Origin of the sequence: Pseudorhizobium marinum (assembly GCF_000705355.1) — a bacterium.
GTDB classification, from domain to species: Bacteria; Pseudomonadota; Alphaproteobacteria; order Rhizobiales; family Rhizobiaceae; genus Neorhizobium; species Neorhizobium pelagicum.
This window is the reverse complement of sequence record NZ_JMQK01000018.1, coordinates 23,752-37,527: the sequence shown is the minus strand read 5'-3', so window position 1 is coordinate 37,527 and position 13,776 is coordinate 23,752. Positions and strand designations below refer to the sequence as shown.

Below are 13,776 nucleotides of genomic sequence, written 5' to 3'. Positions count from 1 at the left end.
CCGCACCGACAACAGTCAACATTTCCCCTGTCGATTAATAGCTGCCGTACTCCCGAAAAGCCGCCACACTAGAGCGCACCAAACTACTGGTCATCCGTAGGCGCTCACGCTAAATTTTGAATGGGATGAACAGAAGGCCTTGAGCAATGTGGCCCAACACCGGATCAGTTTTTCGCTGCCTCTGAGGTTTTCAACGATCCCTTCGCTGTCGACACCGAAGTGAGATCGATGGAGTATGGGGAAGTCCGGCGTCGGGTCGTTGGGCTCGCCAATAGTATCCTTTTCACGGTGATCTATACGGAACGCAACGACATCATCCGCATCATCTCCGCGCGAAGAGCATCGCGCGCTGAGCGCCGGGAGTACCAAAATGTCACCTAGAAAAGCCGACGAAACTGATTGGGCCTACCTTGACGCCATGACCGACGCGGAAGCGGAAGCCAATGCGCTGGCCGATCCAGACAATCCGCCGCTGACGCAAGCACAGTTGCGCACCGCGCCGCGCATGCCGCAGGTGAGAGTGATCCGCCGCGCACTCGGCCTGACGCAGGAAGAATTCGCGCTGCGATACGAAATCCCGCTCGGCACGCTGCGCGACTGGGAACAAGGCCGATCCGAGCCGGACCAGCCGGCACGGGCCTATCTGAAAGTGATCGCCAACGATCCGGACGGAACAGCCAATGCACTCCGCAAGGTGCCGGCCTGAGCCGGAAACAGTACCGCGGATGGATGCCCTACCGCACCGACCCTACCAGCATGTCGCCGCGGCTCTCGATGCTCAGCCAGCGGCCGGTATCGCGTGACGACTGGCGCTTGACGTAGACATAGCCGGTCTCGTTCCACCGCCGGACCTTCGGGTCGAGATTGTCCAGGACGAAGTCGCCGTCGGCCGTGCGCACCGTCAGGATCGCATGCCCCTCCCCGTCCGGCTTGCGGACCACCGTGAGGAGAAGATTGGACAGTGAGAAGCCCTTGGCCGCCAGTTCCCTGCGCTTCAGGAGGGCAAAGTCCTCGCAGTCGCCTTCGGTCACCGGATAGGTCCAGACCTCCTCGCGCCCGTAGATCAGCTTGTCGCGCTTGGGCGTGATGCGCGCGTTGACGGAGGTGTTGACGCGCTCGATCGCGGCCCATCGCTCCGGGGTGAGCTTGCGCGGCGGTGCGGACGGCAGGCGCTGGCTGCACTCGGCCCGGTTCAGCTTACAGAACTCGTAGTGCCCGATCGGCTGCGACGTGAGCTTGCCCACCACCATGCTCACGCCGGCACCGGACCCGGACGCCGCCACGCCCGGAAGACACACCACGGCCGCTGCGGCAAGGACCGCCTTCAACACGAGAGAAAGTTTCATCCGCCGTTCCCCTGATTCTTAAAAGAAATCTAAAGGAACGATGACGCTCTCCGCAATTTACGAACTCTTACCTGTTATCTTTCGTGCAGACCGCTATATCCTGGCTGCCAGACGCCGATGGGACGGTGTCGCGCACCGTGCAGATTGCTTAAACATCAACCATGTGATGGGACCGTATCCGACCGCGGCAGGAAATCCGCATGGCTCGGGAAACTTTGGCTTCGCCAGCCGTTTCCACGCCAGAAAACCCATGGAGTGCCCCATGAAGCCGTTTTACCTTCTGACGCTTGCCGCCCTTCTCGCCGGCTGCACGACCGCAAGCCAGCTCGAACCGATCCCCGGGAGCCTGATCTATGGCGGCCAGCCGGAGACGCGGCGCACCAAGGCTCCGATCGGAAGCACCGCCACCCATCGGTTCCGGGATCAGTTCGGCCAGGAATGGCAGGAGCGCTATGTGATCGCGCAGGACCGCTCGCTGCGGCTCGTCGACCGGCAGCGGATCGAATATCCGCTCGACTGACTACCAAGCGGAGGGCGGGACCGGCAAGAAGCCGGCCCCAACGGCCTCAGGGGCCTCAGGGGCCTTCCATGGAGTAGCCGGCACCGCGAACGGTGCGGATGACATCCTGCATGTTGGAGAAGTTCAGCGCCTTGCGCAGGCGCCCGACGTGGACGTCGACCGTGCGTTCGTCGACGTAGATGTCGTGGCCCCAGACGCCGTCGAGCAGCTGCGCGCGGGAATAGACGCGGCCAGGAGACGTCATCAGGAACTCCAGCAGGCGGAACTCGGTCGGCCCCAGGCGCACTTCGCGGCTCTTGCGGTGGACGCGATGGGTCTCCCGGTCGAGCTCGATGTCGCCGCAACGCAGCACGGCCGACAGCACCTCGGGCTTGGAGCGGCGCAGCATCGCCTTCACGCGGGCCATCAGCTCCGGCGTCGAGAAGGGCTTGACCACATAATCGTCGGCGCCGGTGGAGAGGCCGCGGATGCGCTCGCTCTCCTCGCCGCGTGCCGTCAACATCAGGATCGGCAGGCGCTCGGTCTCGCGGCGCATGCGAAGCCGCCGGCACAGCTCGATGCCGGAAACGCCGGGCAGCATCCAATCCAGGATCAGAAGGTCGGGAACACGTTCCTGAAGCCGCATTTCGGCCTCGTCGCCCTTGGTGACCGTCTCCACCTCATAGCCTTCGGCTTCAAGATTGTAGCGAAGAAGCACGCTCAGCGCCTCTTCGTCTTCTACCACCGTAATTCTTGGCTGCATGCGTGTCTCCGTCCGTCCTAATCGTCGCTCAGGATCGTGCTGAGCGTGTTGGACCGATCGTCCTTGGGGCGTTCGCCCTCGGGCTGCTCGCCCGTCGCCATGTAGTAGATGGTCTCGGCGATGTTGGTGGCATGGTCGCCGATCCGCTCGATGTTCTTGGCGCAGAACAGCAGATGCGTGCAGCTGGTGATGTTGCGCGGATCTTCCATCATGTAGGTGAGGAGTTCGCGGAACAGCGAGGTGTAGATCGCGTCGATCTCCTCGTCGCGCTGGCGAATGGCTTCGGCCTTCTCCACCGAACGGGTGACATAGACGTCGAGCACGTCCTTCAGCTGGATCAGCGCCAGTTCCGAAAGATGCTCCAGGCCGCGGGCGAGATTGCGCGGGATGCCGCTCTCCTGAACGGCGATGACGCGCTTGGCGGTGTTCTTGCCGAGATCGCCCACCCGCTCGAGGTCGGCGGCAATGCGCAGCGACCCGATGACTTCGCGCAGGTCGGAGGCCATCGGCTGGCGCTTGGCGATGGTGACGATCGCCTTCTCGCCGATCTCGCGCTCGGCGTTGTCGAGGATGACGTCGTCGGAAATCACCTTCTGGGCGAGAGCCGCGTCCGAGTTCACCAGCGCCCGGACGGCGTCGGCGCACATCTGCTCGGCAAGGCCGCCCATTTCGGAGATGCGGCGCGTCAGAAACTTCAGTTCGTCATCATAGGCGGAGGTAATATGGGTCGATGGCATTATTTGGTCCTCGCTAGCTTCGCGTCAGGCTGCCGAAAGCGGATCAACCGAAGCGGCCCATGATGTAGTCCTGCGTGCGCTGATCGCTGGGGTTGGTGAACATCTTGTCGGTATCGTCCTCTTCCACCAGGTTGCCGAGGTGGAACATCGCCGTGCGCTGCGAAACGCGTGCCGCCTGCTGCATGGAGTGGGTGACGATGACGATCGAATAGTTCGCCCGCAGTTCGTGGATCAGTTCCTCGACTCTGGCGGTAGCGATCGGGTCGAGCGCCGAGCACGGCTCATCCATCAGGATGACTTCCGGGGAAACGGCGACGGCACGCGCGATGCAGAGGCGCTGCTGCTGGCCACCGGAAAGGCCGGTGCCGCTCTCCTGCAGACGATCCTTGACCTCGCTCCAGAGGCCGGCCTTCTGAAGGCTCGCCTCGACGATCTGATCCAGTTCGGCCTTCGAGCGCGCCAGTCCGTGGATGCGCGGTCCGTAGGCAACATTCTCGTAGATCGACTTCGGGAACGGGTTCGGCTTCTGGAACACCATGCCGACGCGGGCGCGCAGTTCCACCACGTCGATATCCGGATCGTAGATGTCCTTGCTGTCGAGGGTCAGCAGGCCGGTGACCTTGGCGCCCTGGATGGTGTCGTTCATCCGGTTCAGGCAGCGCAGGAAGGTGGACTTGCCGCAGCCGGACGGGCCAATCAGCGCCGTTACCGTGTTGTTGCGAACACCGAGATTGACATCGAAGAGTGCACGCTTCTCACCGTAGTAGACCGACACGTCTTTGCCGACCATCTTGTAGTTGACTTCGTTCATCTTTTTTACCAGAGCCTTCTCAGCAGCAGCGTCGGACAACATATTCATATCGTGCTCTCCTTTACCACCGGCGCTCGAAGCGGCGGCGAAGAATTATCGCAATCAGGTTCATGAACAGCAGAAATACCAGAAGCACGATGATGGCGCCGGAGGCGCGTTCGAAGAACGCCGGATCGCCGCGCTGGGTCCAGTTGTAGACCTGGACCGGCAAGGCCGATGCCGGATCGAAGAAGCCCTCGGGCGGACCGGCGGGATATTCGCGCACGAAGGCCACCATGCCGATCAGCAGCAGCGGCGCGGTTTCGCCCAGCGCCTGCGCAAGGCCGATGATGGTCCCGGTCAGGATGCCCGGCATGGCGAGCGGCACGACGTGATGGAAGATCGCCTGCATCTTCGATGCTCCGACCCCAAGGGCCGCATCGCGGATCGACGGCGGCACGGCCTTCAGGGCGGCGCGGGTCGCGATGATGATCGTCGGCAGCGTCATCAACGTCAGCACGAGGCCGCCCACCACGGGAGCAGACTGCGGCAGGCCGACGAAGTTGATGAAGACCGCGAGGCCGAGAATACCGAAGACGATCGACGGCACCGCCGCGAGGTTGGCGATATTCACCTCGATCAGGTCGGTGAGACGGTTCCTCGGCGCAAACTCCTCCAGATAGATGGACGCGGCGACACCGATCGGCAGGGAAAGCACCAGCACGATCAGCATCATGTAGAGCGAACCGAGGATGGCGACGCCGAGGCCGGCGGCTTCCGGTCGCGTGTCGGATGCGTCGGGATTGGTGAAGAAGTCCCAGTTGAAGCGGGTCGTCAGGATGCCCGCTTCCTTCAGCTCGTCGGCCAGCATCAGCTGCTCGGGCGAGACGTTGCGGTCGAGCTCGGCGCTCGCCATCGTGACACGGCCCTTGTAGTAGCCGTCGATACGACCGGAGGCGAGCAGGTTGAACTCCACGGTCTCGCCGATCTGCGAGGGATCGTTGAGCACGTAGCGGCGCAGCATGGCCGGCTCTTCGCCGGAGATCAGGTCGGCGGCGTCATCCGCGTCGATCCCCGTGAGGCCACGCTCCGCCATGGCCGCAGCAAGCGAGTCCTCGATCAGAGGCGCATAGCCGAATGTCGAGACCTTGGAGATCTCCTCGATGTCGCGTGCCCCCGACTTGTCGAGGCGGGCGGGGTCGAGATAGATGTCGAGGGTGATATAGGTCTGGCGGAAGGTCGAAGCGCCGTTCGCGAAGATGGAGACCAGCAGGCCGACCAGCGCCAGGACACCGATGGCGACGGCAATCAGTCCCATCAGCCGGAAGCGACGTTCCGATGCATTGCGGCGGCGGGTCCGCGCCTCGCTGGCAGACGGCGACTTCGCAGGGGTTGCGGCGGTCATATCGGTCATTCGTACTGCTCCCGGTATCTGCGCACGATGTAAAGGGCCAGTACGTTGAGCCCAAGGGTAATCACGAAGAGGGTGAGGCCGAGCGCGAAGGCAACCAGCGTCTCAGGGCTGGCGAATTCGGTATCGCCGGTCAGCTGACTGACGATCTTCACCGTCACGGTCGTCATCGCCTCGAAGGGATTGAGGTCGAGCCTGGCGGCTGCACCGGCACCGAGGACCACGATCATGGTCTCGCCGATGGCGCGGCTTGCGGCCAGCAGGATGGCGCCGACGATGCCCGGCAGCGCGGCCGGCAGGATGACCCTCTTGATGGTCTCCGACTGGGTGGCGCCCAGCGCATAGGAACCGTCGCGCATCGCCTGGGGCACGGCATTGATGATGTCGTCGGACAGCGAGCTGACGAACGGGATGATCATCACGCCCATGACGAGGCCGGCGGTCAGAACCGACGAGGACGAACTCCCCAGCCCGAGCGGCTGCGCGATCCAGTCGCGCAGGAAGGGGCCGAAGGTGATCAGCGCGAAAAGACCGTAGACGATGGTCGGAATGCCGGCGAGCACTTCGATGGCCGGCTTGGCGAAGCTGCGCAGGGTCGAACCCGCGTAATCGGCAAGATAGATCGCGATCATCAGGCCGACCGGGACCGCCACCAGCAGCGCCACCAGCGATACGTAGAGCGTACCCCAAAGCAGCGGCAGGATGCCGAGATCAGAACCGCCGCGGAACTGCGGGTTCCAGACCGTGGAGAAGAAGAATTCGGAGGCCGGATACAGCTTGAAGAAGTTGATGGTTTCGAACACCAGCGAGAAGACGATGCCGACGGTCGTGAGAATGGCGATCGTGGACGAGCCGATCAACAGAGCCTGAACGAAGTTCTCGCTGACGTTGCGGGCGCGCATCCTCGGCTCGATCCGTCTCATCGACCACGCAAGGAGGCCGAGAGCCAGTCCGATGACGGCAACCGTCATCATCAGACGGCCGATATCTGCGCCCTGGCGATAGGCTTTCGCAGCTTCATACACTTCCTGCGGCACATCGCCGGCCAGCGCTACACCAACCTCAGCCATGCGGGCGCGGATCGTGGTGAAGTCGACCTCGCCGCTGTTGAGGGCTTCTTCGCTGAGCTCGGTATTGGCGAGGACGGCATCGAGCCCGCCTGCGATCTGTCGCACGTCCGACATCACGAGGCTCAAGGCCCCGCCCTGCGGGATCACGCTGTCGGGGATCATGTCGCTGACGCGACTTTCGATGATGATCGGCTGCACGAACAGCCAGGCAACCATGAGAAGCAATGCAGGGACGGCAGTGAACAGAGCGACGGTCTGTCCGTAATAGCCCGAAAGAGAGTGAAGCTTCACTCCGCTTTTCGCGGATGCGGCAACGGCTCGACGCCTGCCAAAAAAATAGCCGAGTGCCGCGAGCACCAGGACAACGAGGACAATGCTGCCAACGCTCATCTAGCCCATACCCTTCACAAACGGGAAACTGGCGGCGCAGATGTTGCGCCGCCAGAAGGGATTGCCGAATTAGTTCAGCGAACCCATCGGGGTGCGGTTCTTAACGGCTTCCTGCGTCTTGGCAAGCTCCGGATCGGAAACCAGGCCGTATTCAGCAAGCGGACCGTTCGGGCCGGCGATCTCGTCCGAGACGAAGAACTCTACGTATTCCTGCAGACCCGGGATAACGTCCAGGTGAGCGTTCTTGACGTAGAAGTAGAGCGGGCGCGAAACCGGGTATTCGCCGGCAGCGATCGTCTCGACGGTCGGCTCGACGCCGCCCATGGTGGCGACACGCAGCTTGTCGGTGTTGTTCTGGTAGAAGGACAGACCGAAGACGCCGATGGCGTTCTTGTTGGCGTCGATGCGCGACAGGGTCTCGGTGTAGTCACCGTCGATGTCGACCGAAACGCCGTCCGTGCGGAGCTGCATGCAAGCCTTGGCAGCAGCCTTCTTGTCGCCGGCATTTTCAGCAGCAAGAGCTTCGAACGTGCCGTTCTCCTCGCAGCCCGCTACGATGACCTTCTCGTCGAAGACTTCGCGGGTGCCGTGCTTGGTGCCGGGGATGAAGGCCAGGATCGGCTGCTCCGGCAGGTCGGAACGGATGTCGCTCCAGTTCTTGTTCGGGTTCTCGACGAGCTTGCCGTCCTTGACAACCTTGGCAGCCAGAGCGGCGTGCCAGTCAGCAGGCGTGAAGGCATATTCCGCACCGTTGATGTCGGAAGCGAAGACGATGCCGTCGTAGCCGATGCGAACTTCCTGGATCTCGGCAACGCCGTTGGCCTTGCAGGTGTCGATGTCAGACTGGCTGATGCGCGAGGAGGAGTTGGCGATGTCGATGGTGTTCTCGCCCACGCCTTCGCAAAGCTTCTTGCGGCCTGCGCCAGAACCGCCGGACTCGACGACCGGGGTCGGATGCTCGAAGTTTTCGCCGAAGGCTTCAGCGACGATCGAGGCATATGGCAGAACCGTGGAGGAGCCTGCGATCTGGATCTGGTCACGCGCAGCGGCAACGCCCGAGGTTGCCATCATGATTGCGGCAACCGCGCAGCTTCCAAGATACTTCTTCATGGATTTTCTCCCTAAGAATTCGGATTGACGCTTTGGCGTCGGGTTCCGTCTATAGGGCCTCCATTACAGTTTTGTGACAGTTTCATATCACTTGTCTGACGATCGCGGCAGGCCCCTTCCGCCGCACCCTCCAGGGGCGCGCGCCTCAGCCAAGCCGCGTCGTGGCAACCAGCACCAGCGCCGTTATCCCGATTACCAGACTGGCGCCGACGAGCAGCGCCGGCAGCGGGAGGACCAGTGGCAGACACAGCATGACGACCGCAAAACCCGCGTCGATGGCGAGGTGCGCCGGCATGGTGAGATAGGGCTTCCAGCCCAGTTCGTAATCGGTCATCAGCGCATAGAGAATGGCAAAGGCACCCAATAGGATGAACGCATGGAAGGCAATGCCCTCCACATCGCCGACCATGGCGAGCGTTATCATGCCGATGCCGACCCCATAGTCGGCAATTCCGTGTACCAGCGTCGGTATGAAGCGCATTGTCCTTCTCCCTGCCCCGCAAGCGACGTATCCGCCGCAGGTCCGTCCATGCGGAGGAACGCAGACATAAAAGGGGGCGAACCGCCCCCTTCCCTATGGCTGCCTCTGCAGCCTGTTGCTAGTCCGCAGACGGCTCAGAGCCGGCTTGCCGTCTCCTGCATCCAGGCGCGGTGGCGCTGCTCGTCGGCCAGCGCCTTCTCGAAGAACGCCTTCGACTTCGGCATGGCCTCCTGATGCTGCGACGCACGCTCATAGGCGGTGACGGTGTCGTCTTCGTTGGTCTTCATCGCCTTCAGGATCGCGCCATCGCCCATCATGTCGGCCATGGCGATCTTGCCGGTCGTCAGCATCTGCTTCATGTCGCCCTCGGTCGGCGCGTCGATGGCGAGTTCGCGGGCCATCTCGTTCAGCACGTCGAGATGCTGCAGATGATCCTGGCGGAAGCTTTCCACCTGGCTGCTCAGCGTCTTGTCGTCGAGCCGCTCGATCGTCGATTCATAGGCGGCGATCGCGTCGCGCTCGAGGTAGATCAGGTTGGTGACCAGCTTTTCGATGCTGGATTCATTGCCGACCATGGTGACCATGTCTGTGCTCCTTCGTTTCCGTTGACACAGGCCCTCCAACCAGCCGGCCGCCGCAGCGTTCCAAGGCGGATGCATAAACAACAGCTTTCGGATGAAAAGCCGGTCCGGCGAGCGCCGAAGCGGCGCCGCACGGGCGGCTGCGACATCTCGGTCCGTCGGGCGGGGTAGCAATCGGAGTACGGGAGGCGGGTGACGAAGGAAAAAGCGAGGGCGTCCCGCGTCTGGGCGCGGTCATCCTCGGGCATGCAGATGTGGGTGCGGTGTTCGACAGGCTGCCTCGGTGGAGGCGTCCGCCGGCGACATGCCGGCCGTCCGTGAAGGCGGGCCTCGCCCGGCACCAGGAGCACGGGGCGCAAGCCTTCGTCACGGGATCCACCTCCCCGCGGAGGGGGAGGTGGATTTCTTGGAGGAGATTAGAACCTGTAGTTCACGCCTGCCTTGATCGTGTGGTCGCTGACGTTCGTCTCGGAGGTCGAAACGCCGTTGAAGCTGCGCACGTCGCCTGTGCGGGTGTAGTTGTATTCCACCCGGCCGGAGATCTGCTCGTTGAACTTCTGCTCGACGCCGGCGCCGACCAGCCAGCCCGGCTTCCAGCCGTCGGGGCCCTGGGCGTTGCCGCTGTCGCGCAGGCTCGTCATCGCACCACCTGCGGTGCCGTAGACCAGCGTGTCACCGAGCGGTGCACCGACCTTGGCCTTGGCTGCAATGCGGTGGCGTTCCTTCAGCTGACCGCCGGGAACGTCGACTTCCGTGTCGCCCATGTGGGAGAGTTCCAGTTCGCCGCCGACAACGGCACCGCCCATTTCGGCGTTATAGCCGGCCTGGACGCCGCCCATGAATTCCTTGTCGCCCGAGAACGGGCTCATGCTTTCGGAGCCGGTTCCGGCGTGGAGACCGACGTAGGCACCGGTCCAGCCGCCGGTGGACGCTGCAGGCGCCTCATAGGCCGGAGCAGGATCGGAATAGGTGAGGTCCGCAGCCATGACAGGCGTGGCGGCAAATGCAGCGGCAATCGCCAGGGCGAAGGGCGTCGTGTTCATGAAGGTTACTCCGTACAGCGCCCGCATCTTCTCATGCAGGCAATTACTCAGGTTACAAACTTCCGGCAGCGACCGCCCCAACAGCCCTCGTGGCACCACCGGCAAGCTTCGTTCAATATGTCGGAAATCCTTAAAGGCTTTGTTAATTTTGTCCGTCGCGACGGCCAGTTCTTGAGCGACGCAGGTCACGAAAACGAGAGGATGCGTCGAGGGCCGGGCTTCGCCCGTCCACCTCAGGATGAGGCCCCTTGCGGCACCCGCCTCCGCAAAATCGCACCCCCACCCACCAAAAATCAACCACTTACCCCCATCCAGATTCACCTTGCTCCAACCCGTGCCCATAATCCCCCGTTCCGCTCTCGGATACACCGGCAGGCGTGCCGGCGAGGTGGAGCCGGCGCCGGTGGTGGGGAAACGACGTAAGTCTCCATCCTCGGGGCTCGCGGAAAATGGTCTCCCTCCGGCGACACGGGGAGAGGTGCGGGGTTTCGGACCGGCTCCCGCCTCTTGACGCCCGAAAGAGCGCGCCGGGCGTGCCTGTGCGGCACACAGGGGGGTCGACGAGGATGGTGTCGCCGGACGGTGTGTCCGCCGTCACGACGAGCGTTCGGCGAAGGCGCCTTGAGTGTTGGCGGTAACTCGGTCCGCCCGTGCTTCTGGCAACCAGACGAACACCGCCTCGAAGACCCTTGCAGAGGGACCGAAGTCGCGGGCAACAACCGCCGAACGGGGCGCTGCGAGGTGCCACATAAAACTAACTTACGAGGCAGCTTTCAGCGCCCCGTCCGAACTTGAAAGTCTTGAAGATCGCCAAGGGAGGAGTCTGTCTTGTCATTTGAGCCTTCCGGCTTGCCCCTCACCCGCAAATTCGGATGGACCAGCGCAAGCCCTGACTTATCCACCCATTGCCCGCGCCGGACAGCCCGAGCATCTGTTCACGGGCGTCTTGCGCGGACATGCAGGAAAATCGGCGCTATCCGGGTGTCGGCGACGACCGGTTCGGCGGCGGCGAGTTCTTCGGAGGCCATCGGCTCGCCAAGCGCCTCGATTGCGAGCCCTGCCCCGACGATCATCGAAACCCAACTGGAAAGCGTCCGATGAAAGCGGGGGATGGAAAACAGCGTCACGCCGGCACGTTCCCCGGCGGGGATGGCGGAGAACAGCCAGCGTTCGATGCGGCCCTCTGTCTCGTCGAAATAATCGGCGACCTCCACCGCCACGGCCTCGCCGCGCTCATCCCGGACGTTGCGCCGCTTCGGCGGCACGAAACAGGGATGGAGGATCGAAAACTGCAGGAAGCCACCGGGCTTCAGCACCCGCGCCACCTCCTTCAACACCGTCGGCTGGTCGGCCATGTCCATCATCGACATGAAGGCCGTGACGAAATCGAATGCGTGATCGGGCACCGGCAGCGTCAGCCCGTCTCCGAGCACGTAATCGATGCCGCGCGGATCCGCATCCTCCGCCTCGCGGGCATGACGCAGAAAGGTCGGCGCAATGTCGAGACCCGTCATCGCCGCACCAAGTTCCGCGACCCTGCGCGTGTTGGTCCCCTCGCCGCAACCGAGGTCCAGCCCCGTGAGGCCGGACACCGGTGGCAGCATGTCGAGAAAGGCCGGGGTATTCAACGCATCGCGATAGCGATCGTAGCCAGCCCGGGAGTAGAGCGTCCAGGCTTCGGCATTCCCTTCCCAATGGTGAGCGACAGTCTTGGCGTCCACGAATCGTCCCCCGATGATCTTCGGAAAGGCTTCACGCTGTATCGACCGAGAATGACACAATCACGATGGCACCGCCGGGGCCTTCACCCGCATGGCTCAAGCCATTGGGCGCTTCAGCTCCGGGAGCGCTGCCACCTCGTGGGATGTCGGCTACTGCAGGAAGCGCGGCACCGGCGGGGCATCGGCGGGGACGCCGTTCATCTCCTGCGAAGCGCCGGCCATCGCAGGGCCACCATCGAGGCCTGTCGCCACGACCGAGACGCGGAACATGCCGTCCAGGTTGCGGTCGAAGATGGCGCCGACGACGATGTCGGCATCGTCCATGACCTCGTCGCGGATGCGGCTCGCCGCTTCATCGACTTCAAACAGCGTCATGTCGGCGCCACCGGAGATCGAGATCAGCACGCCCTTGGCGCCCTTCATCGAGATCTCGTCGAGAAGCGGGTTGGCGATTGCCGCTTCCGCGGCAACCAGTGCGCGACCGTCGCCCGAGGCCTCGCCGGTGCCCATCATGGCGCGGCCCATGCCCTTCATCACCGATTTCACGTCGGCGAAATCGAGGTTGATCAGGCCCTCCTTGACGATCAGGTCGGTGATGCAGCCGACGCCGGAAAACAGCACCCGGTCGGCGGTCATGAAGGCGTCGGCGAAGGTCGTCTTGGCATCGGCGATGCGAAAGAGGTTCTGGTTGGGGATGACGATGACCGTGTCGGCGGCGCGGCGTAGTTCCTCGATCCCGGCATCTGCGGTCTTCATGCGGCGATTGCCCTCGAAGGTGAAGGGCTTGGTCACCACGCCGACCGTCAGAATGCCGGCATTGCGGGCCGCCTGGGCGATCACCGGCGCGGCTCCCGTGCCGGTGCCGCCCCCCATGCCGGCGGTCACGAAGCACATGTGGCAGCCCGACAGGTGGTCCATGATCTCGTCGATGGATTCCTCCGCTGCGGCGCGGCCGATCTCCGGCAGCGAGCCGGCGCCGAGACCTTCCGTCACCGTCGTGCCGAGCTGGATCCGCCGCGTCGCCTTGGAGGTGGCCAGCACCTGCGCATCGGTGTTGGCGGCGATGAACTCGACGCCCTCAAGCTCCTCGGCGATCATGTTGTTGATGGCATTGCCGCCGCCGCCGCCCACCCCGATCACGGTGATCTTCGGCCGCATTTCCGTGATCGAGTGCTTCTTGTCTTCCGACATGGACAGGTCCTTTGCGCAGAGTGGTGGTGGCGCGCCGCCCGTGGCGCTGCCGAATCGATTGCAAGAGTAGGCCCGCAACAAGGCAGAGGCTTGGCAAAAGGACAAGATACCGCCGTATTCGCTCCGACCGTGCGACCCGCAGTCCGCGGGCAAAATCAATCACAATCTAAATTAGAAAATTCGACCAAACTAATGATCGGCAACGAACTTCTGGAATGCGCGCAAGAAAAAACCCTGCCGAGGGGAAGCGGCAGGGTCAGGACTGGAGGTCATTTATTGTTTTGCGGCAACGGCAGGGGGGGAGAACGTCGCCTGTTTTTGTCTAGATATGTGCGCGATCGCGATCCTGCCAGTAGCGCAGGCGCATCCGCGGCGCGATCAGCTTGCCGATGAACGGCGAGGCGATGAGGGCGATGACGATCCATGCGGGAAGCAGGAACTTCGCCATCTCGTTCAACGCCGGAACCGAAAGGATGGCTATGGCGCCGACACCGAACAGGACCGCATTCACCATCATGGCCGCAATCACCGTCAGAAATGTCTCTGTCTTGATCCGTCTCATGGTTCATGTCCGTTCGTTGTTTCGCTTACAGAACCCCCAAGACGCGATCCGGTTCCACTTTTCTTTAACCCGCCGATGATA

Annotated in this window: 16 protein-coding genes; 3 read left to right on the top strand and 13 right to left on the bottom strand. The window is 63.0% G+C overall.

Annotation, left to right across the window (positions count from 1 at the left end):
• Positions 1-228: 228 nt before the first annotated feature.
• Positions 229-381, top strand: a complete 153-nt coding sequence (locus EO99_RS28305; protein ID WP_235776871.1) for a BrnT family toxin — start codon at positions 229-231, stop codon at positions 379-381.
• A gap of 37 nt (positions 382-418) precedes the next feature.
• A complete protein-coding gene (locus tag EO99_RS0118945; RefSeq protein ID WP_081852126.1) occupies positions 419-706 on the top strand; it encodes a helix-turn-helix domain-containing protein in 288 nt (95 codons plus the stop codon).
• A gap of 28 nt (positions 707-734) precedes the next feature.
• Here the strand turns inward: EO99_RS0118945 and EO99_RS0118940 are convergent, their stop codons facing one another.
• Positions 735-1,346 (bottom strand): transglutaminase-like cysteine peptidase, encoded by a 612-nt coding sequence (locus EO99_RS0118940; protein ID WP_029620169.1) that lies wholly within the window; start codon positions 1,344-1,346, stop codon positions 735-737.
• 262 nt (positions 1,347-1,608) lie between these two features.
• Here EO99_RS0118940 and EO99_RS0118935 point away from each other — a divergent pair, with 262 nt between their 5' ends.
• The gene (locus tag EO99_RS0118935) at positions 1,609-1,866 is read left to right on the top strand and encodes a hypothetical protein (RefSeq protein ID WP_029620168.1); all 258 of its coding nucleotides are present in this window, start codon (positions 1,609-1,611) and stop codon (positions 1,864-1,866) included.
• 55 nt (positions 1,867-1,921) lie between these two features.
• Here EO99_RS0118935 and phoB read toward each other — a convergent pair whose 3' ends face one another.
• From phoB to EO99_RS0118875, 12 genes are all read right to left on the bottom strand, one after another.
• A complete protein-coding gene (phoB, locus tag EO99_RS0118930) occupies positions 1,922-2,608 on the bottom strand; it encodes a phosphate regulon transcriptional regulator PhoB (protein WP_029620167.1) in 687 nt (228 codons plus the stop codon).
• A gap of 17 nt (positions 2,609-2,625) precedes the next feature.
• Entirely contained in the window at positions 2,626-3,345 is a 720-nt protein-coding gene (phoU, locus tag EO99_RS0118925; protein ID WP_029620166.1) for a phosphate signaling complex protein PhoU, read from the bottom strand.
• A 43-nt stretch (positions 3,346-3,388) separates the two neighbouring features.
• A complete protein-coding gene (gene pstB / locus EO99_RS0118920) occupies positions 3,389-4,204 on the bottom strand; it encodes a phosphate ABC transporter ATP-binding protein PstB (RefSeq protein WP_029620165.1) in 816 nt (271 codons plus the stop codon).
• Positions 4,205-4,217: 13 nt separating this feature from the next.
• Positions 4,218-5,453: a phosphate ABC transporter permease PstA gene (gene pstA / locus EO99_RS0118915; RefSeq protein ID WP_404820886.1), complete on the bottom strand. Its 1,236-nt coding sequence runs from the start codon at positions 5,451-5,453 to the stop codon at positions 4,218-4,220.
• Positions 5,454-5,545: 92 nt separating this feature from the next.
• The gene (pstC, locus tag EO99_RS0118910; RefSeq protein WP_029620163.1) at positions 5,546-7,006 is read right to left on the bottom strand and encodes a phosphate ABC transporter permease subunit PstC; all 1,461 of its coding nucleotides are present in this window, start codon (positions 7,004-7,006) and stop codon (positions 5,546-5,548) included.
• Between the two features lie 69 nt (positions 7,007-7,075).
• A complete protein-coding gene (locus EO99_RS0118905; RefSeq protein ID WP_029620162.1) occupies positions 7,076-8,116 on the bottom strand; it encodes a substrate-binding domain-containing protein in 1,041 nt (346 codons plus the stop codon).
• A 145-nt stretch (positions 8,117-8,261) separates the two neighbouring features.
• Positions 8,262-8,597: a hypothetical protein gene (locus tag EO99_RS0118900; protein WP_029620161.1), complete on the bottom strand. Its 336-nt coding sequence runs from the start codon at positions 8,595-8,597 to the stop codon at positions 8,262-8,264.
• 134 nt (positions 8,598-8,731) lie between these two features.
• Positions 8,732-9,181 carry a DUF2383 domain-containing protein gene (locus EO99_RS0118895; RefSeq protein ID WP_029620160.1) on the bottom strand — a complete coding sequence of 150 codons (450 nt, stop codon included), beginning with the start codon at positions 9,179-9,181 and terminating at the stop codon, positions 8,732-8,734.
• 413 nt (positions 9,182-9,594) lie between these two features.
• Entirely contained in the window at positions 9,595-10,221 is a 627-nt protein-coding gene (locus EO99_RS0118890) for an outer membrane protein (RefSeq protein ID WP_029620159.1), read from the bottom strand.
• Positions 10,222-11,156: 935 nt separating this feature from the next.
• Positions 11,157-11,942, bottom strand: coding sequence for a class I SAM-dependent methyltransferase (locus tag EO99_RS0118885; RefSeq protein ID WP_029620158.1), 786 nt, complete (start codon positions 11,940-11,942; stop codon positions 11,157-11,159).
• Positions 11,943-12,092: 150 nt separating this feature from the next.
• Positions 12,093-13,133 (bottom strand): cell division protein FtsZ, encoded by a 1,041-nt coding sequence (gene ftsZ / locus EO99_RS0118880; RefSeq protein ID WP_037112451.1) that lies wholly within the window; start codon positions 13,131-13,133, stop codon positions 12,093-12,095.
• A gap of 322 nt (positions 13,134-13,455) precedes the next feature.
• Positions 13,456-13,695 (bottom strand): hypothetical protein, encoded by a 240-nt coding sequence (locus tag EO99_RS0118875; RefSeq protein ID WP_235776870.1) that lies wholly within the window; start codon positions 13,693-13,695, stop codon positions 13,456-13,458.
• Between the last annotated feature and the right edge of the window lie 81 nt (positions 13,696-13,776).